Source organism: Streptomyces sp. NPDC057424 (genome assembly GCF_042803315.1).
GTDB lineage: Bacteria > Actinomycetota > Actinomycetes > Streptomycetales > Streptomycetaceae > Streptomyces.
In genome coordinates, this window is the sequence record NZ_JBHVCP010000001.1 from 221,421 (window position 1) to 246,057 (window position 24,637).

The window sequence follows — 24,637 nt, forward strand, 5'->3', positions numbered from 1 at the left end:
GCGTGGCTGAGATCCGGATTCCCTCTGACATCAAGCCCGCGGACGGACGTTTCGGCGCGGGTCCCTCCAAGGTGCGGACGGAGGCGCTGGACGCCCTCGCCGCGACCGGCACCTCTCTCATGGGCACCTCCCACCGCCAGGCTCCGGTCAAGAACCTGGTCGGCAAGGTGCGCGAAGGCATCAGTGAGCTGTTCCAGCTCCCCGACGGCTACGAGGTGATCCTCGGCAACGGCGGCTCCACCGCGTTCTGGGACGTCGCGACGCACGGCCTGATCGAGAACAGGTCGCAGCACCTCAGCTTCGGCGAGTTCTCCTCCAAGTTCGCCAAGGCCGCGAAGCTCGCGCCGTGGCTCGCCGAGCCGGACGTCATCTCCGCCGACCCGGGCACGCACCCCGAGGCGGTCGCCCAGGCGGGCGTGGACGTCTACGCGTTCACCCACAACGAGACCTCGACCGGTGTCGCCATGCCGATCAAGCGCGTGGCCGGTGCCGACGAGGGCGCCCTGGTGCTCGTGGACGCCACCTCCGGCGCTGGCGGCCTGCCCGTCGACGTCCGCGAGACCGACGTCTACTACTTCGCCCCGCAGAAGTCCTTCGCCTCCGACGGCGGCCTGTGGATCGGCGTCTTCTCCCCGGCCGCGATCGAGCGCGCCGAGCGGATCCACGCCTCCGGCCGCCACGTCCCGGAGTTCTTCTCGCTGCCGACGGCGATCGACAACTCCCGCAAGAACCAGACGTACAACACCCCGGCCCTCGCCACCCTCTTCCTGCTGAACCAGCAGCTGGAGTGGATCAACGGCCAGGGCGGCCTGGACTGGTCGGTCCGGCGCACCGCCACCTCCGCCCGCACCCTGTACGGCTGGGCCGAGGACATCAAGTACGCCAACCCGTTCGTCACCGACCCGGCCAAGCGCTCGCAGGTCATCGGCACGATCGACTTCACGGACGAGGTCGACGCCGCCGCCGTCGCCAAGGTGCTGCGCGCCAACGGCATCGTCGACACCGAGCCCTACCGCAAGCTCGGCCGCAACCAGCTGCGCGTGGCGATGTTCCCGGCGATCGACCCGGCGGACGTCGAGGCGCTCACCAAGTGCGTCGACTACGTGATCGAGAAGCTCTGACCTTCGCGGGTCCATGAGTGTCGAGGGCGCCCCGCTCGTGCGGGGCGCCCTCTCTCGTGCTCAGGCCGGCCCGGTGCCCCCGGCACCCGGCGTCGAGCGCGCCACCCTGAACCCCACGTCGTCGATCCGGAACGTGGGATGGCTCCGGCGGCGCACCGAGGCCCGGCAGCTCCAGTGCTCGTCGGACCAGCCGCCGCCCCGCAGGACGCGGTAGCTGCCGTAGACCTCGGCGTCGTAGAGGTCCCAGCACCAGTCCCAGACGTTGCCCAGCATGTCGTACAGGCCCCACGCGTTGGGCTGCCGGCCGCCCACGGGGTGGAGGGCGTCCGCCGCGTTGCCGCGGTACCAGGCGATGTCGTCGAGCGGGCCGTAGCGCGGGCCGGTGCTGCCGGCGCGGCAGGCGTGTTCCCACTCGGCCTCGGCCGGCAGCCGGTAGCCGTCGGCGGCGGTGTCCCACTCGGCTTCCCCGGTGCCGGGCCGCACCTCGTACGCGGGGGTCAGGCCCTCGCGCCGGGACAGGGTGTTGCAGAACCGGATCGCGTCCCACCAGGACACGCCCTCGACGGGCAGCCGGTCACCCCGGGCCGTGCTCGGACGCTCGCCGGTGACCTCGGCGTACCACGCCTGCGTGACCGGGAACGCCGCCAGGCGAAACGGTGCGACCTCGACCGTCCAGCTGCGCTGCGTCCGCCGGTCCGACAGGGTCACCCGGCCGGGCGGGACGGTCGTCATCGTGTGTGCCACAGCCCCCGTGTTCATGGCATGTGAGCCTATCGGCGGCCTCGTTGCGCCACGAGTACGTCCAACCCGTCCAGGATGCGCTGCAATCCGAACTCGAAGTGGTCGAACTCCGCGCCGAAGGCGTCCTCGGCGAGGGACGCCATCACCGGGTAGCGGCCCGAGGCCATGGCCTTCTCCAGGGCCGGCACCTGCGCCTGCCAGAACTCGGCGTCCGTCAGACCCGTCCGGCGCTCCGCCTCCTGCTCGTAGAGCTGCGTGCGCGCGGCCCCGACGACGTATCCGTCGATCATGATGATCGCGGAGACCAGTTCGGGGTCGGTCAGCCCCATCGGGCGGATAAGGGTGAGGACCCTCTCCATCCCTTCGAGGGCGCTGGGGCCGAGGATCGGGCGGGTCTGGTTGACCTGGAGCAGCCAGGGGTGGCGGCGGTAGAGGGCGAGGGTGGCGCGGGCCAGTGCCTCCAGGGCCGCCCGCCAGCCGCCGTCGCCGAGGTCGGCCGGGTTCTCCGAGGGGCGCTGCACCCGGTCCAGCATGAGGTCGAGCAGCTCGCCCTTGCCGGGCACGTACCGGTACAGCGACATGGTGCCGGTGCCGAGCTCGGTCGCGACGCGGCGCATGGAGAGCCCCTCCAGACCCTCGGCGTCCGCCACCTGGATGGCCGCTTCCACGATCCGGTCCAGCGTCAGGGTCGGCTTGGGGCCGCGCGTGGGGCGGCGGCCGGTGTCCCACAGCAGTTCGAGGGTGCGGGCGATGTCGCCGCTGCCGCTGGTCTCCGTACCGCCCGTGCCACTCGTCATGGAACCCAGCTTAGGTCCCCGCCGAAAAACTGGGTACGGCGTACGCGCAATCGGGTACGATGTACCCAGTTCAGTGCCGAGGTGGCACGGGCGCACGGGAGGGGACGGCATGGACGGATACGCGGTGCGGGCCGAGGCGCTGGAGAAGAGGTACGGCGAGAAACGCGCCCTCGACGGCTTCGACCTGGAGGTGCGCGAGGGCACGGTGCACGGCCTGCTCGGGCCGAACGGGGCGGGCAAGACCACCGCCGTGCGCATCCTGTCCACGTTGCTCCGGCTGGACGGGGGCGGTGCGACGGTCGCCGGGCTGGACGTCGTCCGGCAGGCACGCGAGGTGCGGGCCCGGATCGGCCTCACCGGCCAGTACGCGGCGGTCGACGAGGTGCTCACCGGCCGGCAGAACCTGGAGATGTTCGGCCGCCTGTTCCACCTGGGCGGCAAGCGGGCCGGGCTCCGGGCCACCGAGCTGCTGGAGCAGTTCGGCCTGACCGACGCCGCCGACCGGGGGGTGGGCAAGTACAGCGGCGGCATGCGGCGCCGGCTCGACCTCGCGGCGTCCATGATCCTGGCCCCGGCCGTCCTCTTCCTCGACGAGCCGACGACCGGCCTCGACCCCCGCAGCCGGGGCGAAGTGTGGGACTCCGTACGGGCCTTGGTGGCGAGCGGCACCACCGTCCTGCTGACCACGCAGTACCTGGAGGAGGCCGACAAGCTCGCCTCGCGCATCACCGTCATCGACCAGGGGCGGGCCATCGCCGACGACACCCCGGACGGGCTGAAGAACCTGGTCGGCGGCGACCGCATCGAGGTCGTGGTCGCCGAGCGGTCCGAGATCCCGCGGGCAGTGAAGGTGGTCGCCCGGGTCACGGACGGCGAACCCGAGGCGGACGAGACCGAGTTGCGGGTGCACGCGCCGGTCACCGACCGGGTCACGGCACTCACCGAAGTGGCGCGGACCCTCCAGGACGAGGGCGTCCGGGTCGAGGACATCGGGCTGCGCAGGCCGAGCCTCGACGACGTGTTCCTGCGCCTGACCGGACACCGGACCGAGAAGGAGGCAGCGGCGTGAGCGCCCTCGACCTGAGCACCCCGAGCACGCGGGGCGGTGCGTACTGGCTGCTCGCCGACTGCTGGAACATCGTCCGCCGCGGCCTGACCCACTACCAGCGCCAGCCCGTCAACATCGCCTGGCAGTTGGGCTTCCCGATCCTGTCCGTGCTGATGTACGGCTATGTCTTCGGCAGCGCGATGAAGGTGCCGGGCGGGAACTACAAGGACTTCCTGATGCCGGGCATGTTCGTGATGACCATGGCGTTCGGCTTCATCAACACCGCCACGGTCGTGGTGTACGACTCCACCAAGGGCGTCGTCGACCGCTTCCGCTCGATGCCGATGGCGTCCTCGGCCGTGGTGGCCGGGCGCGGGATCACCGATCTGATCATCGCCTGTGCCGAGTTGACCATCATGATGCTCACCGCGCTGGCCATGGGATGGCGCCCGGACGGCGGCTTCGGCTTCCTCGCCGCGTTCGGGCTGCTGCTCTGGCTGCGGTTCGCGCTGATCTGGATCGGCGTGTGGCTCGGCCTGCTCGTGCCCAACCCGGAGGCCGCGGGCGGCCTGTTCGCGGTCGCCTTCCCGCTGACGATGGTCTCCAGCGTCTTCGTCGCGCCGCAGCAGATGCCCGAGTGGCTGGGCTGGTTGGCGGTCTGGAACCCGATCTCGTCCACGGCGGCGGCGACCCGCGAGCTGTTCGGCAGGCCGGTCACCGGCGACACCTGGGTCGAGCAGCACGCGCTGCTGATGGCCGGGGTGTGGCCGGTGATCCTGACGGCGATCTTCCTGCCGCTGGCCGTACGGCGCTTCAGGAAGCTGAGCCGATAGCGGTCGCGGTGGTTGCGCACCTCCCAGAGTCTTGACGTGCTCATGTTGCGTCAGTTCTCTGGGGGTACGCGGTGTTATGGGAGCGCTCTCATGATGTTCCGGGTGCCATGCCTCCCGCAGAGGAAGCAGCCCCCACGTGTTCCGCGCTCTGCGCAGAGCGCTGTGTGTCGCCGCGGCGCTCCTGCTACCGCTGGCGGGCGTGCAGTCGGCACGAGCCGATGTCGCCGCGGAGGCCGCCGGCGGCGGCTACTGGCACACCAGCGGCCTGCAGATCCTGGACGCGGCCGGACAGCCCGTCCGTATCGCCGGCATCAACTGGTTCGGTGACACCGCCGACGCCGCCCTGCGGCTGACCGCTACCTCCGCCGCCTCATCCCCCGCAGACCCAGCACGACGACCAGGACGACACCCGCGGCGATCGCCCCCGTCTTGAGGTTGCCGCCCAGGCCGTCTCCCCCGCCGTCGGACGCGGCCGAACTCCCGCTGCCGGACGAGGAGTCGGATTCCCCACCCCCCGGCGCGTCCTGCGGCTCCACAGGGCTGTCCGCCCCTTCGGCGCCGTACATCAGCTTCTTGCCGTCCGCGGTGTAGGTGACGGACTCGCCCTGGCCCAGGAACGGCACGCCGAGCCGTTCCTTGCGCTTGATCTTCCCGCCGTTCCAGTCGTACGCGATCGCGCCGAAGTAGCTGCGTACGACGAGGTGTTCACCGTCCGGGGAGAGCGTGGCGTCGGTGGCCTCCAGGTCGGGGACGGCCGCGATCGGCCGGAAGACGTTCGAGCCGGAGGAGGAGAGCCGGGCCGGGCCCTCGTACAGATGCCCGCCCTTCTCGTTCTTGTCGACGATGTAGACGCGGCCGGTCTTCGGGTGCACCACGAGGGACTCGGCGTTCCGCGCACCGTCGGAGTACTTCACGACGTACTGCGTGGCCCGGATGGTCTGGTCGCGCAGGTTCTTCGGCTCGGGCAGCCGGTAGATCCAGACGTACGGCCAGCTGCCGCCGAGGTTGTCACCGATGTCGCCGACGTAGATCTGGTCGTCCGGCCCGATCGAGATGGCCTCGACGTCGCGCGGACTGCCCACGCCGGACAGGGTGATCGTGGCGACCGTCTCGCCCGTCGCGCTGTCGACGGCGTAGAGGTACGCCCCGTCGTCGCTGTCGTTGTGCGTCCAGTAGACGCCGGGGTGCTGCCGCGAGGCCGCCAGGCCGCTGGACTCGGTGATGCGCGGGTCCCTGATCGTGAACTTCTCGTCGCCGTCGGCGGCGGAGGCGGGCACGGCGAGGGCGCCCGTGAGGAGGGCCGCGGCGAGAAGGGCGAACGGTCTGCGCATGCCCCAAGCCTGCCATCCCGCTCCGCGGTTCACCGGCGTAACGGATCAAGGGCCCGACGGCCTGGCCGAGGTGCGTGTCCCGACTCACACTCCGTCGGCCATCGAGATCGTTCATCATGAGCGGATGCTCAGGTTCATGCCCGTCGGTGACTCCATGACGATCGGAAGCACGGGCGAACACACATGGCGCTACCGGCTGTGGCAGCACCTGTGCCGTTCCTGCGGCAGCCCCTTCACCCTCGTCGGCCCGCGCGAGACGCTCTACGACCAGCTCGCCGAAGCCCCGGTGTCGTACGCGTACGCCGACCCGGACTTCCCGCGTGCCCACCTGGCCGGCTGGGGCGAGGGCTGGCTGCACATGGCGCCGCTGATCGGCGATGCGGTGCGGTCGTGCCGCGCGGACGTGCTCCTGGTCTCCCTGGGCCTGATCGACCTGGGCTTCTACACGAACGCGGAGCAGACCGCCGAGAACGTCCGGGCCTTCGCGGCGGAGGCGCGGGCGGCGAACCGCCGGGTGGGGATGGTGTGGCTGCCGGTGACCCCGAACGTGCGCGCCCAGTCGGACGCGGCATTCGCAGGCGAGGTCGCCCGCTTCAACGAACTGCTCGCCAAGACCGCCGCGGACCTCGACGAGCCCGGCTCCCCCGTCCTCCTGGCCACGCCCCCGCCGTCGTACGACGTCGCCACCGACACCTACGACGGCACCCACCCCAACGCGAGCGGCGAGCACAAGATCGCGGCGGCCTTCGCGGAGGCGATGCACCAGGGCTGGGACCTGGCCGGCCCGTACGAGAAGTAGCTCGGCCCCACCGGCAGGCGAGCCCGGCTTCTCCCAGGTTTGTGCTTGCCTGGAGCGCACTTCAAGACGTTGGCTTGGGGACCATGAAGTACACGCAGCTCGGACGCACGGGACTCAAGGTCAGCCGGCTCGTCCTCGGCACCATGAACTTCGGCCCGCAGACCGACGAGGCCGACAGCCACGCCATCATGGACGCGGCGCTGGACGCGGGCATCAACCTCTTCGACACGGCCAACGTCTATGGATGGGGCGAGAACAAGGGCCGTACCGAGAGCATCATCGGCAACTGGTTCGCGAAGGGCGAGGGACGGCGCGACAAGGTCGTCCTCGCCACGAAGGTCTACGGAAACATGGCCGCCGACGGCCCGGCCTGGCCCAACCACGACAAGCTCTCCGCGGTCAACATCCGGCGGGCCGTGGACGCCAGCCTCAAGCGGCTCCAGACGGACCACATCGACGTCTACCAGTTCCACCACGTCGACCGGGACACCCCCTTCGAGGAGATCTGGCAGGCGATCGACGTCCTGGTCCAGCAGGGCAAGATCCTCTACGTCGGGTCGTCGAACTTCCCCGGCTACAAGATCGCCCAGGCCAACGAGATCGCCGCCCGGCGCGGCGGAACCATCGGGCTGGTCAGCGAGCAGTGCCTGTACAACCTCGCCGAGCGGCGCGCCGAGATGGAGGTCGTTCCGGCCGCGCAGGAGTACGGCCTGGGCGTCATCCCCTGGTCGCCGCTGCACGGCGGCCTGCTGGGCGGTGTGCTCAAGAAGGAGGTCGAGGGCCGCCGCCGCGCCTCCGGCCGCGCGGCCGACGCGCTCGCCGACGCCGGCACCCGCGCGCAGGTCCAGTCCTACGAGGACCTGCTCGACAAGCACGGCATCGAGCCCGGCGAGGCCGCCCTGGCCTGGCTGCTCACCCGCCCCGGCGTGACCGGCCCGATCGTCGGTCCGCGCACCGCCGGGCAGCTCGCCTCGGCCGTTCGCGCGTCCGAGCTGGAGCTCTCCGAGGAGCTCCTGACCGGCCTCGACGAGATCTTCCCCGGCCCGGGCACGAGCCCGGAGGCCTTCGCCTGGTAGTGCCCGGCGGGACGCGGGGAACCGCGAGATCGGCCACCCACCGGCCCGCAGCCGGAGAGCAGCCGTCCGCGGTTCCCCCCGGCCCCCTACCTGCCGAGCACGGAAGCCAGGGCGACGACGAGGAACATCAGCACGAGCACACCGGCCATGATCCGGTTGCGGGTTTTCGGGTCCACGGCACCGAGCCTAACCGGCGCCCCCGAGTGCCCAGCGCCCGACCGCCTCGTACCGGGGCTGCTCCCCCGGGACTCCCGACGTCGGGAGATCGCTCCGCACCAGGCAGAGCTCCTGCACGGTCCAGGTGCGGCCGGTGAATCCCCCGAGCACCTCCAGACAGGCCCGCACGTCCCGTGCCTCCCGGCTCCGCGCCACGGTCAGATGCGCCTTGTACCGCCGGTGCTCCCCCATCGCCACCCCCGCCTTCCGCGCCGCCGCCTCGGCCCGCTCGGCCAGCAGCCGCAGGGTCGCCAGGTCCCCCTCGGCCCCGGCCCACAGCGCCTTCCCGTGCCCGAACTGCCCCCCGCCCCGCACGGCCAGGGCAAACGGCTCGGTGCGGCGCGCGGCCCGCTCCAGCCGCTCCGACAGCACGGGGACGAGACCGTCGTCGACCTCGCCGTAGAAGGCGAGCGTGAAGTGCCAGCCGGGCCGGCCGGTCCAGCGCATGCCGTCGGCGCCGGGCTGCTTGCGCAACTCGTCGACCACGACGCCGAGTTCACGGCACACCTCGTCCGGGGGCAGCACGGCCGCGAAGAGTCTCATGGGTCCAGCCTGGCACCATGAGACCATGCGGATCACCATCCGGGACGGCGGGCCCGACGACATTCCCGCGATACTCGGCATGCTCGACAGCTGTGTGGAGTGGCTGGTCTCACAGGGGCGCACGGGGCAGTGGGGGACGCGGCCCCTGTCGCAGAGCCCCAGGACGGTGGAGTCGGTCGGCCGGTACATGGCGGAGGGCAGCGTGTTCATGGCCGACGTCGACGGCGTCCCCGCCGGCACCCTCACCCTCACCGACTCGGCGGGCGCCTACCTGTCCCACCTCCCGCAGCCCCGCGAACCCGAGCGCTACATCCACTGGCTGGCCTCCGACCGCCGCTTCGAGGGACACGGCGTGGGCAGCGCCCTGCTCGCCCACGCCGCCGACGAGACCCGCCGCGCCGGGATCTCCCTCCTGCGCGTCGACTGCTACGCCGGGGGCGACGGCAAACTCGTCCGCTACTACGAGGCCCACGGCTTCACCCGGACCGAGGCCTTCACGGTCGGCGAGAACGAATGGCCGGGGCAGTTGCTGGCCCGGAGGGTGTAGGCGGTCTCCGGCCCCGGGCGTCTCCAGGTCACCGTGCGTATCGTTGTACTGCGCGGCCGGGCCCATCCGCGGGTTCGTCGCGGACATCTATGACCGGTTGCGCGCGAAGTATCCGCGCAAGCGCGTGAAGTCCGACGTCCGTGTCGACTACCCGGGCCATCTCAACGGCTTCGCCTCCGACGTCACGGTGATGGCGGAGGGCGCGGCCACGAACGCCAAGGGGCTGTGGCGCTACGAGGACGTCGAGTTCGTCGCCGAGGTGATCTCCAGGAAGACCGCCGCGAACGACTACGGCCCCAAGAAGGACGCGTACGCCGCCGCCGGCGTGCCGGTGTACCTGATCGTCGATCCGTACACCGGCCGCTGGCATCTGCACACCAAGCCCAAGGACGGCGAGTACCGGGGCGAGCTGAGCCTGGACTTCGGGGACGAGATCGACCTGACGGGCACCATGGTCGGCCTCGTCCTGGAGACCGGCGAATTCCCCCGGGACTGACGCCGCGCTACGCCGCCGGGGCCAACTGCTCCTGCTCCCGGGGCACGAACCGCACCCGGGGATGCCCGCCGTGCCAGCCGACCGAGAGGCGCAGGTTGCCGACCCGGGCCAGGATCAGGCCGATCACCGCCGCGGCGAGCACCGCCACCGCGCCGCCGGACGCGAGGCCGGCCCGGGCGCCGTAGGTGTCGGTGATCCAGCCGACGATCGGGGCGCCGACCGGCGAGCCGCCGAGGAAGACCATCATGTAGAGGGCCATGACGCGGCCGCGCATGGCCGGGTCCGTGGACATCTGGATGCTGGTGTTCGTCGTGACGTTGACGGTCATGCCGAACAGGCCCAGCGGGACCATGAGCAGGGCGAACATCCACAGCGTGGGGGTCGTCGCCGCCAGGATCTCCAGCGCGCCGAAGGCCATGGCCGCCGCGATCAGCAGCCGCAGCCGGGCCGTGCCCCGCCGCGCGGCGAGCAGCGCGCCCGCGACCGAGCCGACCGCCATCAGCGTGTTGAACATGCTGTAGGCGCCCGCCCCCGCGTGGAACACGTCGTCCGCGAAGGCCGAGAGGTAGACGGGGAAGTTGAAGGCGAACGTGCCGACGAAGCCGACCAGGACGATCGGCCAGATCAGCTCCGGGCGGCCGGTGACATACCGCACGCCCTCCCGCAGCTGCCCCTTGCCGCGCGGGGTGCGCTCCACGACGTGCAGCTCGCGGGCGCGCATCAGGAGCAGGCCGGTGAGCGGCGCGATGAAGGACAGGCCGTTGAAGAGGAAGGCGTAGCCGGTTCCGACGCCGGTGATGAGTATGCCGGCGACGGCGGGGCCGACCAGGCGGGCGGACTGGAAGTTCGCCGAGTTCAGGCTGACGGCGTTCTGCAGCTGCCCCGGGCCGACCAGCTCGGAGACGAAGGACTGCCGGGCCGGGTTGTCCACGACGGTGGCGAGACCGACCGCGAAGGCGGCGACGTACACGTGCCACACCTGGACGTGCCCGGTGAGCGTGAGGACGGCCAGGGCGATCGCCGTGAGCGCCATCGAGGACTGCGTCACGAGCAGCGCCGGCCGCTTGCGCAGCCGGTCGACGAGGACACCGCCGTAGAGGCCGAAGAGCAGCATCGGCAGGAACTGCAGCGCGGTGGTGATGCCGACGGCGGCGGAGGAGCCGGTGAGGCTGAGCACCAGCCAGTCCTGGGCGATGCGCTGCATCCAGGTGCCGGTGTTGGAGACGACCTGCCCCATGAAGAACAGGCGGTAGTTCCGCACCTTGAGGGAGGAGAACATCGAGGCCTTGCGGGCGGGGCGGGCTGCGGGTGCGTCGGAGGCGGGCGGGGAATCGTGGGGATCAGGTGCGGGGGCGGAAGCTGCTCCGGGTCCCGAACTCAAAGGGTTCGCCTCCTTGCGACGACTGCTGCTTACAGATGCGCGAGCTTCTCCAGCACCGGGGCGGCGGCGCGCAGTTTCGCCCACTCGTCCTCGTCGAGGTTCTCCACCAGCGTGGCCAGGAACGCGTTCCGCTTGGCGCGGCTCTCCTCGAGCATGGCCTCGGCCTGCTCGGTGCGTGTGACGACCTTCTGGCGCCGGTCCTCGGGGTGCGGCTCCAGCCGGACCAGTCCCTTGGCCTCCAGCAGCGCCACGATGCGGGTCATCGACGGCGGCTGGACGTGCTCCTTGCGGGCGAGTTCGCCCGGTGTGGCCCTGCCGCACAGGGACAGGGTGCCCAGCACCGACATCTCGGTGGGGCTGAGCGATTCGTCGACCCGCTGGTGCTTGAGCCGTCGGGACAGCCTCATCACGGCGGATCGGAGGGAGTTCACGGCGGCTACGTCGTCGCCATGGTTGAGGTCCGGCATGTTCTTTAGCGTAACTCATTACTCTCGCTAAAGACCAGTCGGGGCGCGCAGGATCGTCCGTGACACCCGCCACTGAACCGTGACATCACTCATATGGGTGATCCGACGGCGGAACCGGGCTCACCGCACCGAACGGTGCCGCGACCCTCTGCTCATGGGGACCAGCGTGCTCAGCCTGCGAATAGACCGCGACCTGCTCGAACAGCTCAGGCACCATGCCGCGAAAAGGGGAATGAGCGTCCAGGACTACGTCCTCCGGACGCTCGTCCGAGATGACTTCGACCAGCGGTTCCAGGCCGCCGTCGAGGAGACGGAGAGGTTCTACGGTTCACCCGACTCCGGCGACGGGGATCAGGTCAGACCCAGTGCCGGCATCAGGTAGTAGAACGCGAACACCGCCGACACGGCGTACATCGCGGCCGGCACCTCCCGGCCCCGCCCGGCCGCCAGCCGCAGCACCGCGAAGGTGATGAAGCCCATGCCGATGCCGTTGGTGATCGAGTAGGTGAACGGCATCATCAGCATCGTCACGAAGGCCGGGACGGCGATCGTGTAGTCCGCCCAGTCGATCTCCCTGACCGAGCCGGCCATGATCAGGAAGCCGACCGCGACCAGGGCCGGGGTGGCCGCCTGGGACGGGACCATCGTGGCGACCGGCGTCAGGAAGAGGGCGAGAGCGAAGAGGCCACCGGTGACGACGTTCGCGAAACCGGTCCGGGCACCCTCACCGACACCCGCCGTGGACTCGACGAAGGCGGTCGTCGCGGAGGAGGAGCTGGCGCCACCGGCGGCGACCGCGAGGCCGTCGACGAACAGCACCTTGTTGATGCCGGGCATCTGCCCCTCGCCGTCGGTCAGCTTGGCCTCGTCGGAGACGCCCATGATCGTGCCCATCGCGTCGAAGAAGCACGACAGCAGCACGGTGAAGACGAAGAGCACGCCGGTGAGCATGCCGACCTTGCCGAAGCCGCCGAACAGGCTGACCTGCCCGATCAGCCCGAAGTCGGGGCTCGCGACCGGGTTGCCGGGCCACTGGGGCGTGGTCAGGCCCCAGCTCGGCACCTTGGCCACCGCGTCGATGACGACCGCGAGGACCGTCATGGCGACGATCGAGATCAGGATCGCGCCGGAGACCTTGCGCACGATGAGCGCGAGGGTCAGCAGCACACCCAGGACGAAGACGAGGACCGGCCAGCCGTCGAGGTGACCGTCGCCGCCGAGCTGGAGCGGAACGGTGGTCCGGGCGACGTCCGGGATCCGGGAGACGAAGCCCGCGTCGACGAGCCCGATCAGCATGATGAACAGGCCGATACCGATGGAGATGGCCTTGCGCAGCCCGTGGGGCACGGCGTTCATGACGCGCTCGCGCAGCCCGGTGGCGACCAGCAGCATGACCACGAACCCGGCGAGGACCACCATGCCCATCGCGTCCGGCCAGGACATCCGCGGGGCGAGCTGGAGGGCCACGACGGAGTTCACACCGAGTCCGGCGGCCAGCGCGATCGGGACGTTGCCGATGACGCCCATGAGGAGGGTGGTGAGCGCGGCGGTGAGGGCCGTCGCGGTGACCAGCTGCCCGTTGTCGAGCTGGTGACCGTACAGGTCCTTGGCGCTGCCGAGGATGATCGGGTTCAGCACGATGATGTAGGCCATCGCGAAGAAGGTGGCGAGACCGCCCCGGACCTCGCGGGACAGGGTGCTGCCACGCTCGGAGATCCGGAAGAAGCGGTCGAGTGCGCCGTTCGTGCGCCCGGCTCCCGGCTGTTCAGGGGCGGGGACCTTGGCAGGAGCCGAGGAGGACATGGGGTTGGTGTTTCCTACGAAGAGAAGTGGTCAGACACAAACCGTTTCAGTATGAACATATAAAGTCCCGATCGCACATCTCCGCGCGTAGACCCACTCGCCTCGTAAGCTGTCCCCATGGCGAAATGGACCCCCAGACACGAGGCGCCGGAGCCCCTGGAGGGCCCCGTGGTCGCCACCATCACCGGCGGCACGATCCTGTGGTTCGTCCTCTTCCTGGTCCAGCTCCCCTTCTACGGCTGGTTCGACGACCACGGCCACACCTGGTGGGTGTGGACCTGCCTGGCCGGCGGCGGGCTGGGACTGATCGGCATCTGGTACGTCCGCAGGCGCGACGCCGCGATCAAACGGACGGCGGCCGACGAGAACCTGACGGTGACGCCCCCGGCCGGTTAGGCGCCTCCCGCCCGCCCTCCGGCGCGACACGCCCCCGCCGCCTCCCTACGCTCTAAAAAGGCGGCGAATCGCCAAAAAGGCGGCGAATCGCTCGAAACCGTCGCGCGGACATCGCCGCCCGACCGGTGAGGAGCGCAGCGATGACGACGCAGAACAGCGCGGTCGAGGCAGACCGCGCCCTGAAGTCCAAGCACCGGGCGATGTGGGCCCAGGGCGACTACCCCTCCCTGGCCGCCGAGGTCATCCCCGGGCTGGGAGCGGTCCTGACCGAGGCGTGCGGGGTGCGCTCCGGCCAGCGGGTGCTGGACGTGGGCGCCGGCTCCGGCAACGCCGCGATCCCGGCGGCCCTGGCCGGCGCGGACGTGGTGGCCTCCGACCTGACGCCGGAACTGTTCGAGGCCGGCCGGCGGGTGGCCGGGCAGCAGGGTGCGCACCTCGCCTGGCAGGAGGCCGACGCCGAAGCGCTGCCCTTCGGCGACGCCGAGTTCGACACCGTACTGTCCTGCGTCGGCGTCATGTTCGCCCCGCACCACCAGCAGGCCGCCGGTGAACTCGCCCGGGTCTGCCGTCCGGGCGGCACCATCGGGCTGCTGAACTGGACGCCCCAGGGCTTCATCGGCCGGATGTTCGCCGTGATGAAGCCGTACGCGCCTCCGCCTCCGCCCGGAGCGCAGCCGCCCCCGCTGTGGGGAGACGAGGACCATGTGCGCGCCCTCCTCGGCGACCGGGTCACGGACGTCAGCGCCGAGCGCCGCACGGTCCGGGTCGACCGCTTCGAGACGCCCGAGATGTTCCGCGACTACTTCAAGGAGCGCTACGGCCCGACCATCAGCGTCTACAAGAACATCGCCGGCGAGCCCGATCGCGCCGCCGCACTGGACGGCGCCCTGGTGGACCTCGCCCGCGACGGCGACCTGGGCACGGGCTCGGGCGGGACGGTCCTGGAGTGGGAGTACCTGCTGTTCACCGCACGGCGGGCGGGCTGACACCGGGGCGTGGCACCAGGGTCCGACGGCGCGCAACTGCCGTACGACCACGGCACGAAGTCCGTCCTTCCCAGGTCGGATCTTCGCCTCACTCAGCGAGTGATGCGGCAAAACCGCACGTACCGTCGAATGCATGACGCATCTCGACGCGGGTGCCCGGCCCGACTCCACGCGGCCGGCGACGGTCACCTCCCGCGAGACCGGCCTGACCGGTGCTCAGGTCGCCGAACGGGTGGAGCGCGGTGAGGTCAACGACGTGCCGGTGCGCAGCAGCCGGTCCACCGTCGACATCGTCCGCGCGAACGTCTTCACCCGCTTCAACGCGATCATCGGCGTGCTGTGGCTGATCATGCTGGTGGTCGCGCCGATCCAGGACAGCCTGTTCGGGTTCGTGATCCTCGCGAACACCGGCATCGGGATCGTCCAGGAGTGGCGGGCGAAGAAGACGCTGGACTCGCTCGCGCTGATCGGCGAGGTCAGGCCGACCGTGCGCCGGGACGGGGCCGCCGCACAGGTCAGCACGTCCGAGATCGTGCTCGACGACCTGATCGAGATCGGGCCCGGGGACAAGGTCGTCGTCGACGGCGTCTGCGTCGAGGCCGACGGTCTTGAGATCGACGAGTCACTGCTCACCGGCGAGGCCGACCCGGTGGTGAAGCACCCGGGCGACCAGGTCATGTCGGGCAGCTTCGTGGTCGCGGGCGGCGGGGCCTTCCAGGCGACGAAGGTCGGCCGTGAGGCCTACGCCGCCCAGCTCGCCGAGGAGGCCTCGCGCTTCACCCTCGTCCAGTCCGAGCTGCGGTCGGGCATCTCCACGATCCTCAAGTACGTCACGTGGATGATGGTCCCGACCGCGATCGGCTTGATCATCAGCCAGCTGGTCGTGAAGGAGAACGCCTTCGACGACTCCGTCGCCCGCACCGTCGGCGGCATCGTCCCGATGGTTCCCGAGGGGCTGGTCCTGCTCACCTCGGTCGCCTTCGCCATCGGCGTGATTCGCCTGGGCCGCAAGCAGTGCCTGGTGCAGGAGCTGCCCGCGATCGAGGGGCTGGCCCGCGTCGACACCGTCTGCCTCGACAAGACCGGCACCCTCACCGAGGGCGGCATGGACGTCACGGAGCTGCGCCCGCTCCAGGGCGCCGACGAGAGGTACGTACGGAAGGTGCTCGGGGCTTTCGGCGCGTCGGACCCACGGCCGAACGCCTCCCTGAAGGCGATCATCGACACCTACCCGGCCGTCGAGGACTGGCGCTGCACCGAGGCGCTGCCGTTCTCCTCCGCCCGCAAGTACAGCGGCGCCGCGTTGAGCGAGGGCGACGGGCAGGCCGGCCGGTGGCTGCTGGGCGCGCCCGACGTGCTGCTGGAGGACGACGATCCGGCCCTGGCCGAGACCGGGCGGCTGAACGAGCAGGGCCTCAGGGTGCTGCTCCTCGCCCGCGTCGCGCGGGAGCTGGACGATCCCGACGTGGCGAAGGGAGCGAAGCCCGTCGCCCTGGTCGTGCTGGAGCAACGGCTGCGGCCGGACGCGGCCGACACGCTGCGCTACTTCGCCGACCAGAACGTCCGGGCCAAGGTCATCTCCGGCGACAACGCGGTGTCGGTCGGCGCGGTCGCCGCCAAGCTCGGGCTGTCCGGCACCACCGTGGACGCGCGCCGGCTGCCCGCCGAGCAGGACGGGATGGCCGACGCCCTGGACGAGGGCACGGTGTTCGGGCGGGTCACCCCGCAGCAGAAGCGGAACATGGTGGGCGCGCTGCAGTCCCGCGGGCACACCGTCGCGATGACCGGCGACGGTGTGAACGACGTCCTCGCCCTGAAGGACGCCGACATCGGCGTCGCGATGGGCTCCGGCTCGGAGGCCACCCGGGCGGTCGCGCAGATCGTGCTGCTGAACAACAGCTTCGCGACGCTGCCGTCGGTGGTCGCCGAGGGGCGCCGGGTCATCGGCAACATCACGCGGGTCGCGACCCTGTTCCTCGTCAAGACGGTCTACTCGGTGCTGCTCGCCGTCCTGGTGGTCTGCTCCCAGGTGGAGTACCCGTTCCTGCCGCGCCACCTGACCCTGCTGTCGACGCTGACCATCGGCGTCCCGGCCTTCTTCCTCGCGCTCGCGCCCAACAAGGAGCGCGCGAGGCCGAACTTCGTACGGCGGGTCATGCGGTACGCGATCCCGGGCGGGGTCGTGGCGGCGGTGGCGACCTTCGCGACGTACCTCATCGCCCGGGAGCACTACACGGGCGCGGAGGCGCTGGACGCGGAGACCAGCGCGGCGACGCTCACGCTGTTCCTCATCTCGATGTGGGTGCTGGCGATCATCGCCCGCCCGTACACCTGGTGGCGTGTCGCCCTCGTCGCGTCCATGGCCGGGGCGTTCCTGCTGGTGCTGGTCGTGCCGTGGTTGCAGCACTTCTTCGCGCTGAAACTGGTGGGGCCGACGATGCCGTGGACCGCCGTCGGCATCGCGGCGGTGGCGGCGGCCGCCCTGGAACTCCTGTGGAGGTGGGTGGACCGCCGCTTCCCCGCGTAGCGGGCCTACTTCACGTCGACGAAGTCACCCGTGGCGTTGACCGCCGGGGTGGTGGTCGTGCCCGCGAAGGAGTAGCGGAAGTAGCCGTCCGTCGAGGCCTTGACGGTGGTCTTCAGCTGGCCAGTGGAGTTGGACTTGATGGTCTTCAGCGTGGTGTAGGTGCTGGAGCTCTTCTTGCGGAACTGCAGCTTCACCGGCTGGTTGGTGTAGCCGTGGTACTTGTTGTCGTCCCAGTTGGCGCGGGACAGCTTGCCGGTGACCGTGATGGTCTTGCCCTTCTTCACCGGCTCCGGCGAGGCGTTGACCGTCAGCTTGGAGTAGCGCTGGAGTTTGAAGGAGTTCGTCGGGTCCTTCACCGCGACACCGACGTTGTCCAGGTTCGGGTTCTCCGGGTCCTCGCCGTTGAACGCGACGGCGAACGCGGCCGCCTTCCAGGAGCCGGCGTCCTCGTTGAGCAGCGCGTACGGGTCGATCGCGACGGTGGCCTTGCAGGTGGCGACGGTCGCGGAGGAGTCCGTGCAGCTCGCGTCGTCGCTGTCGAAGTAGAAGACCGACCCCTCGAACGAGGCGCCGCGGTACAGCTCGACGCCCGCGAAGAAGTCCGCGGCGTGGATGTTCACTTCCTTGCCGTGGGTCAGCGTGAAGGACACGGGGACCTTGACCACGTTGGTCGTGCCGACGGCGATGTTCTTGCCGTTGTTGACCTTGACCGAGGAGAAGGTCGCGTTCAGGGCGATCGGCTCGCCGTCCACGGCGCCGGCGAAGGCCGACCGGCCGGAGTCGGCGTGGACGACCTCGCTCGCGGCGGCGATGTTCGCGGGAACCTTCGGCTCCGCGGCCTGCGCGGCCGGCACGGCGAGGGCGGACAGGGCCAGGGCGCCGGTGACGGCGGCCACGGTGGCTCGGATACGCATGCGTTCTCCAGGTGGAGAGGGGCCCCGGTGCTCGTCGTCGGCTCTCGGGGCCCAAATGATCGTGGAGTCTGTTGACTCACGTGATCAGATGCCTCAGCCGTGCGCTTGGTTGTACGACCGGTGAAAAATATGTGCGGAACTCTCCACCAACGGCCGTACGCCACCGCCGGATCAGTCGAACCAGCGGTCCCGCGCCAGTTCCTGCGTCCGTGACGGGTCCTCCAGCAGCGCCGCCACCTCGAACCGCCGCGGCCACTGCCCCGCCGCCCAGGCGAGCCCCGCGGCGACACCCTCCAGGGTGGCGGCGTGCAGGACGCCGTCGTCGGTGAGCCGCCAGTCGATCTCCACGCCGTCGACGACGAGTTCCTCGTGCTCGACGTAGAAGGACGGGGTCCTCCGGCCGAGCAGCACCCGCACCGGCTCCGGGACGTCGTGCTCGGTGCCCTCGGAGGTGACCTCCCCGGTGACGGACTCGCTCAGCCGCCGCACCTGGAACAGTTCGGCGAGCTCGGCGGCGCGTGACGGCCGTACGGGCAGCAGCGGGACGCCCTCGGTGAAGGGCAGCAGGTCGGGCGAGTCGCACACCACGGCGTCGGCCGCGTCCACGACCTCCACCCGGCCGTCGGTGACGGCCCGCAGGTCGTCCGGCAGGGTCACCTGATCCGGGTCCAGCTCGGCCAGCGCCCCGTACAGGGCGTGCAGTTGAGTCCCCGTCACCTCCCGCTCGGGGTCGGCGAGCCGGTCGAGCAGCTCGGCGGCACCACCGGGCTCGTCCAGCAGCGCGGCGACGGAGGTGCGCACACCCAGCGCCCGCAGCACCTGCTCGTCCTCGAACCCGGTCGCGTCGGCCTCGTCGTAGAGCCCGCGCAGCAGCGGGTCGCCGCCGGCGGACCGCAGACCGGCCGGGCGGCGGCCGGCGAGCACGGGGTTCCCGCGCAGCCACCAGGCGGTGTACGGCCGGACGACCTCGTGCGTCCCGTCCGGCAGCAGGATCCGCACGGGCTGCACGATCGCGTCCCTGAGCGGCGGCCTGGACAGCAGCGCCAGCGCCTGCGCCCACTTGTCCTCGTCCACCAGGTCCAGGTCCCGTACGGCGATGATCTCGGTGGCGACCGGCGGCACCGGGCTGTCCGGGAAGCGGTCGAGGATGTCCTCGCACCACACGTCGACGGCGTCCAGCAGGCCCGCGTCGTCGGGCTCGGCGAAGTCGCCCTCGCGGGGCTCCAGTTCGTCCGGGTCGAGAACGATGTCGGTGGCGCGGACGACCGCGAAGTTCACCAGGACACCGCAGGCGGCCAGCGGCTGCTCGCCCCACTTGCCGGCCAGCTCGGCGTCCACGGACGCGAGTTCACCTTCGCGCATCACCTGGGCGAAGGGGCCGCCGGGGTACACGAGTTCACACGCCGGGGCCGGTTCGCCGTCCTCGTCGGGCAGGGCGAGCGCGCCGAGCCAGGGTTCGTCACCGGGCTCCAGGGCGGCGTCCCGCACCAGCGCGAGCACGGTGTCGGCCAGTTCACCGGCGTCGAGGGAGTCCTCTTCCCAGTTCACGCCGCCCTCGTCGTCCAGGGACGCGGCGACGGCGGCCCGGACCTGCGGGGTGGTGAGGACGGCCCGGGGTGTCGCGGGCAGCGCGCCGAGCTTCTCCAGGAGCGGGTGGGTGGCGTCCGGGTGGGCGACCTTCAGCCCGAGCCGGGCCAGCACCTCGGGGTCGAGCCGCGCGGCCTCCGCGCCGGGCAGCAGGACCTGCCGGGGCCCGATGGTCGTCCGGCCGTCGGCGAGCGGGACCGGGAGCCCCGACAGACGGTCCGGGTCGATCCCGGCCAGGCTGTCGTAGAGCCGGCGCCACCAGCCGGGTTCCTTCTCCAGACCGGCCAGCCGGTCGATCGCGTCGGTCAGCGGGACGCGGGCGACGCCCAGGGTCCGCAGCTCGGCGCGGCGCTCCAGCCCGGCGGGCAGCAGGGTGGGCAGCACCTCGGCGAGCACCCGCACGGTGTCCGCGCCCGCGCCCTCGACGACCTCGGCGTCCCGCGGCCGCAGGGATTCCCGCAGGTCGTCGTCCTCGCGGGGAGGGAGGGCGGGCGGGAGAAACTCAGTCCGCGGCAGCCGCTCCAGGATCGCCCGGCGCAGGGCGCCGTCCAGCTCGCCCTTGCCGAGGGGGCCGGGTACCAGGCCGATGATCCCGGACGTCACCGGCCGCCAGTCGCCGAGGAGTTCGGCGTAGGCGTCGGCCGCGCGCCGGACGAGGAAGTCGGTCAGCGGGCCGGGAGCGGCGTGCCGGCGGGTGGAGTCCAGCGGGAACGAGGCGATGAGCAGCGCCGGGACGCCGAGCGGCTCGTCACTCGGGGTCGGGGCGTGCACGACCGCGCTGGTGCGGGGCCGGGCCGGTCCGCCGTCGCTGTCCACGGGCACGGCCCAGGTGACGGACCAGTGGGGCCGCAGCCGCTCCTCGACGGGCCGGTCGGCGAGGAGGTCGGGGGTGAGGGGGCCGCTGGCGGCGGCGGTGCGCCAGTGGGTGACGCCGTGGGCGGAGTCGTCGACGACGGTGAAGGGACCGTCGGTACGGCGGGTGAGGGTCCGCGGGCTCTCCTCGCCGATCTCGACGACCAGCTCTTCGAGTCCGGGCAGGGTGAGCAGCAGGGCGTCGTCGACGGCTCGCAGGAGCCGCTCGGCGAGATCGGCGGCGGCGGCGTCCCGCAGCGGCAGGATGACGGCGGTGTCGTACGGGCCGGGGGCGGTGCCCTCGGCGGCGTACGGCAGCCGCAGCAGGGGGACGTGCCCGTCCCGCCGCCGGACCTCGTCCCCGAGGCCGGGGCTGTGCCGGGCGGTCTCGGCGGCCAGCGCCCCGGCCTCGGCCAGCGACCACCGCACACCGCCGTGCCGGCCGACGACGGCGGGCTCGTCGGTGACGGAGAGCACGGCGGCGAACCCGACACCGAACCGCCCCACGGAGGACGTGTCCCGCGGGTCCCGCTTGGCCGACGCCCGCAGCGTGGACAGCGACTCGACCCCGGCGGCGTCCAGCGGGGCGCCGGTGTTGGCGGCGACGAGCACCCCGTCACGCAGGGTGAGCCGCAGCCGCCCCGGCACTCCGGCCCGGGCCGCCGCGTCGGCGGCGTTCTGGGCGAGCTCCACGACGAGCCGGTCCCGGTAGCCGCCGAGGGCCAGGTCCTCCTCGGCGTTGGCGTCCTCACGGAACCGGGCGGGGCTGGTGGCCCAGGAATCGAGGACACCGCGCCGCAGACGGGCGGTACCGAACGGATCGGCCCCCTCGGCGGCGGGCCGCACGAACTTGCTGCTCACGTTCCGTTCCTTCTCCTCGTGGACGTGAGGATGAAGGTACCGCCTGGGAAGCACCCGCCGTGCCCCCGCCCGGCGCGGGCCGCCGGGGCGCGGGTACCCCGGAGCCGGACGGGCCGCCGGTGGCTACGAGTGCCCCAGTTCCTCCGTGTCCTGGTCCGCCGTCGCCGGCACCGAGCCCGAGTCCGGGGACGGGCGCAGCGGGAAGGGGTCGACCCGGGTCTCGTCGATGACCGGGGCGGCCGGCTGGGGCGGCCGGGGCATGACCGCGGCCTCGGAGTGGCCGCCGCACCCGTAGGCGAGGGAGACCAGGCGGCCGTCGGCCGGGGAGAACTCGTTGGCACAGGCGCCGAAGGCCTGGCCGAGGGAGCCGCCGACGGGGACGAGGAAGCCGCAGCTGACGCAGGCCGCGGGGGCCGACTGCGCCATGGGGGTCTTGGGGCCGAACGCCTCCTCCCAGCGGTCGGCCGCGGTGTGCAGGCCGTAGCGGGACAGGACGCGGGCCCGGCGCATGCCCAGTTCCTCGGCGACCGCCGGGATCGAACCGCGCAAGGGGGGGACCGTGAAGCCGGACGGGGACTCCGCGGTGACGTCCGCGTCCTCCGCCTCCACCAGGTCGGCCATCTCGTGCGAGACGGGGGACTGCGGCGCCGGCTCGTCCTCGCCCGAGTAGCCCGGCTCCAGCCGCAGGTCCTCGGCGTCGGTGGGCAGCAGATCGCCGGGCCCCATGTCGCCGGGACGCAGCCGCTCGCTCCACGGCACCCACTCGGGCGCCAGCACCGCGTCCGGGCCGGGCAGCAGCGCCGCCTCGTCCACCGTGACGATCTTCGCCCGGGACGCCCGGGCCACTGTCACCGCCCAGCGCCAGCCCCGGTACCCGAGCTCCCGGCACTCGAAGAAGTGCGTGACAACGCGGTCCCCCTCGGAGACCAGCCCCACGTGTTCCCCGACGATTCCTGGCGCGGCCGCCTCCTCGGCTGCGGCGCGTGCGAGGTCGACGGCCTCGGCGCACAGACGGTCAGGGGTGCGGCTTCGCGTTGTCGCTGCGCTCACAGGTATCGCTTCTCTCCATACGCCGTCTCACGAGTGCGCCACTCCCGGCGCGGGGGGCGGACGGAGCGGACCGGGGGACCGCGTCGACGTCCTTCATCCATTTTGCGGGATGGCTGAGATACGCACGCTACCCTTCCGCCCCACTTCGCGTACACCGACGGTCCTGTTGCGCCGCCCACGGGATCATGAGCGCCGCCCCGGACAGTCACCCCACAGGCCCTATACAAGCGGTAATGGCACTACCCACGGCCTTATCGGGGCACTATGACGTCGTGGCAGCCGCGAAGACACCCCCGGGCGCCACCGGGACCGGTGGGTCGAAAGGGGTCAAGGGAAGCAGCCGACCGGGCGGACCGGGCCGTTTGGGCGGCCTTCTCCGCCCGATCGGCCGTGCCCTGCACTTCCCCGTGACCGGCACCGCCCGCGGCATCCGCAAGGCCACCCACGCGCACGGCGCCGGCGAGTCCGGCCTCGGCAAGCTGATCGAACTGCACGGCGTGAACGGCGCCGGCGACGTCATGATCACCGTCGCCCTCGCCTCCACCGTCTTCTTCTCCGTGCCCACCGACGAGGCCCGCGGCCGCGTCGCCCTGTACCTCGCCATCACCATGGCGCCCTTCACCCTCCTCGCGCCGGTCGTCGGCCCCCTCCTCGACCGCCTCCCGCACGGCCGCCGCGCCGCGATGGCCGGCGCGATGCTGGCCCGGGCACTGCTCGCGCTCATTCTGTCCGGCGCGGTCGTCAGCGGCGGCCTGGAGCTGTACCCGGCCGCGCTCGGCGTCCTCGTCTCGTCGAAGGCGTACGGCGTGGTCAGAAGCGCCGTCGTGCCCCGGCTGCTGCCACCTCACTTCTCCCTGGTGAAGGCCAACTCCCGCGTCACCCTCGGCGGCCTCCTCGCCACCGGTATCGCCGCGCCCGTCGGCGCCGGACTCCAGCAGATCGGGCCGCGCTGGCCCCTCTACGGCGCCTTCGTGCTCTTCGTGGCGGGGACGATCCTGTCGTTCACGCTGCCGCCGAAGGTCGACTCCGCCAAGGGCGAGGACCGCGCCCTGCTGGCGGCGGACGAACAGCACCTGCACGGGCCGCACCGGCGGCCGGTCAAGCGCCCCGGGCTGCGCACGGTCGGCCCGGCCGTCACTCACGCCCTGGCCGCCAACGCCGCCATCCGCTGCCTGACCGGGTTCCTGATCTTCTTCCTGGCGTTCCTGCTGCGCGAGCACCCGGTCTCCGGCCAGAGCGCCGCGGTGTCCCTGGGGATAGTGGCCGTCTCGGCGGGCGTGGGCAACGCGCTCGGCACGGCCGTCGGGGCCTGGCTGCGCTCCCGGGCGCCGGAGATCATCATCGTCGTGGTCGTGGCGTGCGTGGCGGGCGCGGCGATCACGGCCGCGGTGTTCTTCAGCGCGGTCATGGTGGCCGCGCTGGCCGCCATCGCCGGGTTCGCGCAGGCCCTGGCCAAGCTGTCGCTGGACGCGCTGATCCAGCGGGACGTGCCCGAACTCGTCCGCACGTCGGCCTTCGCACGCTCCGAGACCCTGCTGCAGATGTCCTGGGTGCTGGGCGGGGCCGTCGGCATCGCCGTGCCGCTCGACGGCACGGCCGGGCTCGCGGTGGGCGCCGCGATCGTCGGCACCGGGTGGCTGACGACCGTACGGGGGCTGATCGACTCGGCCCGGCGCGGCGGCACGGGGCGGGCCCGGGTCGCGTAGGGCCCTTCTGATGGTTCTCCGGGGGAGCCGCACCCCGCGTGGGCGGTGCCACCGGCGCGCCCTATAGCCTTCGCCCATGAACACGTTGCAATCCGTTGTGCGACGCCGCCGCGCCGTCGCCGTCGCCGGCGTCGTATCCGCCGGACTGCTCGTCCTGTCGGCCTGTGACAAGCCGACGCCGATGGCCACGGTCACCGTGGGCAGCGACTCGGTGAACTCCGAGGCCACCTGCGGCGGCGAGGGCGACACCCTGAAGCCGTCCGATCTCACCCAGTGCCTGAAGGACAAGGGCATCAAGAGCATCTCCGTCGATCCCGACGAGACCGTGCGCTTCGGTGTCGACCCCGAGATCGCCGACGAGGGCTGGACGATCCTGATGAACGGTCAGCCGCTGACCGACTCCAGCACGAAGACCTACCGCACGATTCCGGGCAGCGTGTTCTTCAACGCCCAGTACGGCGCGCAGGGCGACTCGACGCTGGTGTCCATCAAGGAGGGCGACAAGGACACCTCGGGTCTGTGGAACTTCAAGCTCGAGAAGGACGCCTGATCGCTGCCG

General features: G+C 71.6%; 22 protein-coding genes and 1 pseudogene. 13 read left to right on the forward strand and 10 right to left on the reverse strand.

Features of this window, described 5'->3' with window-relative positions:
- The first annotated feature begins 2 nt into the window (after nucleotides 1–2).
- Nucleotides 3–1,121 (forward strand): phosphoserine transaminase, encoded by a 1,119-nt coding sequence (serC, locus tag ACFU3E_RS01075; protein ID WP_384150048.1) that lies wholly within the window; start codon nucleotides 3–5, stop codon nucleotides 1,119–1,121.
- 60 nt (nucleotides 1,122–1,181) lie between these two features.
- On the opposite strand, the gene ACFU3E_RS01080 is transcribed toward serC, so the two are convergent.
- Nucleotides 1,182–1,880 (reverse strand): formylglycine-generating enzyme family protein, encoded by a 699-nt coding sequence (locus ACFU3E_RS01080; protein WP_384150051.1) that lies wholly within the window; start codon nucleotides 1,878–1,880, stop codon nucleotides 1,182–1,184.
- A gap of 11 nt (nucleotides 1,881–1,891) precedes the next feature.
- On the reverse strand, nucleotides 1,892–2,659 hold the full coding sequence (locus ACFU3E_RS01085; RefSeq protein ID WP_384150054.1) for a TetR/AcrR family transcriptional regulator: 768 nt from the start codon (nucleotides 2,657–2,659) through the stop codon (nucleotides 1,892–1,894).
- A gap of 109 nt (nucleotides 2,660–2,768) precedes the next feature.
- Between ACFU3E_RS01085 and ACFU3E_RS01090 the strand changes: the two genes are divergently transcribed.
- Together ACFU3E_RS01090 and ACFU3E_RS01095 are read left to right on the forward strand one after the other, a co-directional pair.
- Nucleotides 2,769–3,728 (forward strand): ATP-binding cassette domain-containing protein, encoded by a 960-nt coding sequence (locus ACFU3E_RS01090; RefSeq protein WP_384150057.1) that lies wholly within the window; start codon nucleotides 2,769–2,771, stop codon nucleotides 3,726–3,728.
- On the forward strand, nucleotides 3,725–4,540 hold the full coding sequence (locus ACFU3E_RS01095) for an ABC transporter permease (protein WP_384150060.1): 816 nt from the start codon (nucleotides 3,725–3,727) through the stop codon (nucleotides 4,538–4,540). Before ACFU3E_RS01090 ends, ACFU3E_RS01095 begins: the two co-directional genes overlap by 4 nt.
- Nucleotides 4,541–4,896: 356 nt before the next feature.
- On the opposite strand, the gene ACFU3E_RS01100 is transcribed toward ACFU3E_RS01095, so the two are convergent.
- The gene (locus ACFU3E_RS01100) at nucleotides 4,897–5,871 is read right to left on the reverse strand and encodes a WD40 repeat domain-containing protein (protein WP_384150063.1); all 975 of its coding nucleotides are present in this window, start codon (nucleotides 5,869–5,871) and stop codon (nucleotides 4,897–4,899) included.
- Nucleotides 5,872–5,995: 124 nt separating this feature from the next.
- On the opposite strand from ACFU3E_RS01100, the gene ACFU3E_RS01105 reads away from it, so the two are divergent.
- The gene (locus ACFU3E_RS01105; protein WP_384150066.1) at nucleotides 5,996–6,670 is read left to right on the forward strand and encodes a GDSL-type esterase/lipase family protein; all 675 of its coding nucleotides are present in this window, start codon (nucleotides 5,996–5,998) and stop codon (nucleotides 6,668–6,670) included.
- A gap of 83 nt (nucleotides 6,671–6,753) precedes the next feature.
- The gene (locus ACFU3E_RS01110; protein WP_384150069.1) at nucleotides 6,754–7,746 is read left to right on the forward strand and encodes an aldo/keto reductase; all 993 of its coding nucleotides are present in this window, start codon (nucleotides 6,754–6,756) and stop codon (nucleotides 7,744–7,746) included.
- A 186-nt stretch (nucleotides 7,747–7,932) separates the two neighbouring features.
- Here ACFU3E_RS01110 and thpR read toward each other — a convergent pair whose 3' ends face one another.
- On the reverse strand, nucleotides 7,933–8,505 hold the full coding sequence (thpR, locus tag ACFU3E_RS01115; protein WP_384150072.1) for an RNA 2',3'-cyclic phosphodiesterase: 573 nt from the start codon (nucleotides 8,503–8,505) through the stop codon (nucleotides 7,933–7,935).
- Nucleotides 8,506–8,530: 25 nt separating this feature from the next.
- Here thpR and ACFU3E_RS01120 point away from each other — a divergent pair, with 25 nt between their 5' ends.
- Nucleotides 8,531–9,052 (forward strand): GNAT family N-acetyltransferase, encoded by a 522-nt coding sequence (locus ACFU3E_RS01120; protein WP_384150074.1) that lies wholly within the window; start codon nucleotides 8,531–8,533, stop codon nucleotides 9,050–9,052.
- A gap of 43 nt (nucleotides 9,053–9,095) precedes the next feature.
- Nucleotides 9,096–9,548 (forward strand): Uma2 family endonuclease, encoded by a 453-nt coding sequence (locus tag ACFU3E_RS01125; RefSeq protein ID WP_384150077.1) that lies wholly within the window; start codon nucleotides 9,096–9,098, stop codon nucleotides 9,546–9,548.
- A gap of 7 nt (nucleotides 9,549–9,555) precedes the next feature.
- On the opposite strand, the gene ACFU3E_RS01130 is transcribed toward ACFU3E_RS01125, so the two are convergent.
- Entirely contained in the window at nucleotides 9,556–10,929 is a 1,374-nt protein-coding gene (locus ACFU3E_RS01130; RefSeq protein ID WP_384150080.1) for an MFS transporter, read from the reverse strand.
- A 29-nt stretch (nucleotides 10,930–10,958) separates the two neighbouring features.
- Nucleotides 10,959–11,396, reverse strand: coding sequence for a MarR family winged helix-turn-helix transcriptional regulator (locus ACFU3E_RS01135; protein ID WP_053672640.1), 438 nt, complete (start codon nucleotides 11,394–11,396; stop codon nucleotides 10,959–10,961).
- A gap of 154 nt (nucleotides 11,397–11,550) precedes the next feature.
- Here ACFU3E_RS01135 and ACFU3E_RS01140 point away from each other — a divergent pair.
- Nucleotides 11,551–11,724: pseudogene (locus ACFU3E_RS01140) on the forward strand (ribbon-helix-helix protein, CopG family); the annotation flags it as partial.
- Nucleotides 11,725–11,747: 23 nt separating this feature from the next.
- Here ACFU3E_RS01140 and ACFU3E_RS01145 read toward each other — a convergent pair.
- Entirely contained in the window at nucleotides 11,748–13,199 is a 1,452-nt protein-coding gene (locus tag ACFU3E_RS01145; protein WP_384150085.1) for an NCS2 family permease, read from the reverse strand.
- Between the two features lie 117 nt (nucleotides 13,200–13,316).
- Between ACFU3E_RS01145 and ACFU3E_RS01150 the strand changes: the two genes are divergently transcribed.
- The 3 genes from ACFU3E_RS01150 (at nucleotide 13,317) to ACFU3E_RS01160 (ending at nucleotide 17,108) form a co-directional block, all read left to right on the forward strand.
- Nucleotides 13,317–13,595: a DUF2530 domain-containing protein gene (locus ACFU3E_RS01150; protein WP_384150089.1), complete on the forward strand. Its 279-nt coding sequence runs from the start codon at nucleotides 13,317–13,319 to the stop codon at nucleotides 13,593–13,595.
- 140 nt (nucleotides 13,596–13,735) lie between these two features.
- The gene (locus ACFU3E_RS01155; RefSeq protein WP_384150092.1) at nucleotides 13,736–14,581 is read left to right on the forward strand and encodes a class I SAM-dependent methyltransferase; all 846 of its coding nucleotides are present in this window, start codon (nucleotides 13,736–13,738) and stop codon (nucleotides 14,579–14,581) included.
- A gap of 133 nt (nucleotides 14,582–14,714) precedes the next feature.
- Entirely contained in the window at nucleotides 14,715–17,108 is a 2,394-nt protein-coding gene (locus ACFU3E_RS01160; RefSeq protein ID WP_384150095.1) for an HAD-IC family P-type ATPase, read from the forward strand.
- A gap of 5 nt (nucleotides 17,109–17,113) precedes the next feature.
- Here ACFU3E_RS01160 and ACFU3E_RS01165 read toward each other — a convergent pair whose 3' ends face one another.
- The 3 genes from ACFU3E_RS01165 to ACFU3E_RS01175 all read right to left on the reverse strand — a co-directional run bounded on the left by ACFU3E_RS01165 (nucleotide 17,114) and on the right by ACFU3E_RS01175 (nucleotide 22,372).
- Nucleotides 17,114–18,022: a hypothetical protein gene (locus ACFU3E_RS01165; RefSeq protein ID WP_384150099.1), complete on the reverse strand. Its 909-nt coding sequence runs from the start codon at nucleotides 18,020–18,022 to the stop codon at nucleotides 17,114–17,116.
- A gap of 171 nt (nucleotides 18,023–18,193) precedes the next feature.
- Nucleotides 18,194–21,322: a sacsin N-terminal ATP-binding-like domain-containing protein gene (locus ACFU3E_RS01170; protein ID WP_384150102.1), complete on the reverse strand. Its 3,129-nt coding sequence runs from the start codon at nucleotides 21,320–21,322 to the stop codon at nucleotides 18,194–18,196.
- A gap of 123 nt (nucleotides 21,323–21,445) precedes the next feature.
- Complete coding sequence (locus ACFU3E_RS01175) at nucleotides 21,446–22,372, reverse strand: DUF3027 domain-containing protein (protein ID WP_384150105.1); 927 nt, start codon at nucleotides 22,370–22,372, stop codon at nucleotides 21,446–21,448.
- A 272-nt stretch (nucleotides 22,373–22,644) separates the two neighbouring features.
- Here ACFU3E_RS01175 and ACFU3E_RS01180 point away from each other — a divergent pair, with 272 nt between their 5' ends.
- On the forward strand, nucleotides 22,645–24,078 hold the full coding sequence (locus ACFU3E_RS01180; RefSeq protein ID WP_384150108.1) for an MFS transporter: 1,434 nt from the start codon (nucleotides 22,645–22,647) through the stop codon (nucleotides 24,076–24,078).
- Between the two features lie 76 nt (nucleotides 24,079–24,154).
- Complete coding sequence (locus tag ACFU3E_RS01185) at nucleotides 24,155–24,628, forward strand: DUF2771 domain-containing protein (RefSeq protein WP_384150111.1); 474 nt, start codon at nucleotides 24,155–24,157, stop codon at nucleotides 24,626–24,628.
- Nucleotides 24,629–24,637 lie beyond the last annotated feature (9 nt).

Bases quoted from the DNA above. Each gene is read 5' to 3' on its own strand.
- ACFU3E_RS01080 (WP_384150051.1), bottom strand. From the start codon at position 1,880: ATGAACACGGGGGCTGTGGCACACACGATGACGACCGTCCCGCCCGGC.
- ACFU3E_RS01085 (WP_384150054.1), bottom strand. From the start codon at position 2,659: ATGACGAGTGGCACGGGCGGTACGGAGACCAGCGGCAGCGGCGACATC.
- ACFU3E_RS01090 (WP_384150057.1), top strand. From the start codon at position 2,769: ATGGACGGATACGCGGTGCGGGCCGAGGCGCTGGAGAAGAGGTACGGC.
- ACFU3E_RS01100 (WP_384150063.1), bottom strand. From the start codon at position 5,871: ATGCGCAGACCGTTCGCCCTTCTCGCCGCGGCCCTCCTCACGGGCGCC.
- ACFU3E_RS01105 (WP_384150066.1), top strand. From the start codon at position 5,996: ATGCTCAGGTTCATGCCCGTCGGTGACTCCATGACGATCGGAAGCACG.
- ACFU3E_RS01110 (WP_384150069.1), top strand. From the start codon at position 6,754: ATGAAGTACACGCAGCTCGGACGCACGGGACTCAAGGTCAGCCGGCTC.
- thpR (WP_384150072.1), bottom strand. From the start codon at position 8,505: ATGAGACTCTTCGCGGCCGTGCTGCCCCCGGACGAGGTGTGCCGTGAA.
- ACFU3E_RS01120 (WP_384150074.1), top strand. From the start codon at position 8,531: ATGCGGATCACCATCCGGGACGGCGGGCCCGACGACATTCCCGCGATA.
- ACFU3E_RS01135 (WP_053672640.1), bottom strand. From the start codon at position 11,396: ATGCCGGACCTCAACCATGGCGACGACGTAGCCGCCGTGAACTCCCTC.
- ACFU3E_RS01145 (WP_384150085.1), bottom strand. From the start codon at position 13,199: ATGTCCTCCTCGGCTCCTGCCAAGGTCCCCGCCCCTGAACAGCCGGGA.
- ACFU3E_RS01150 (WP_384150089.1), top strand. From the start codon at position 13,317: ATGGCGAAATGGACCCCCAGACACGAGGCGCCGGAGCCCCTGGAGGGC.
- ACFU3E_RS01155 (WP_384150092.1), top strand. From the start codon at position 13,736: ATGACGACGCAGAACAGCGCGGTCGAGGCAGACCGCGCCCTGAAGTCC.
- ACFU3E_RS01160 (WP_384150095.1), top strand. From the start codon at position 14,715: ATGACGCATCTCGACGCGGGTGCCCGGCCCGACTCCACGCGGCCGGCG.
- ACFU3E_RS01165 (WP_384150099.1), bottom strand. From the start codon at position 18,022: ATGCGTATCCGAGCCACCGTGGCCGCCGTCACCGGCGCCCTGGCCCTG.
- ACFU3E_RS01185 (WP_384150111.1), top strand. From the start codon at position 24,155: ATGAACACGTTGCAATCCGTTGTGCGACGCCGCCGCGCCGTCGCCGTC.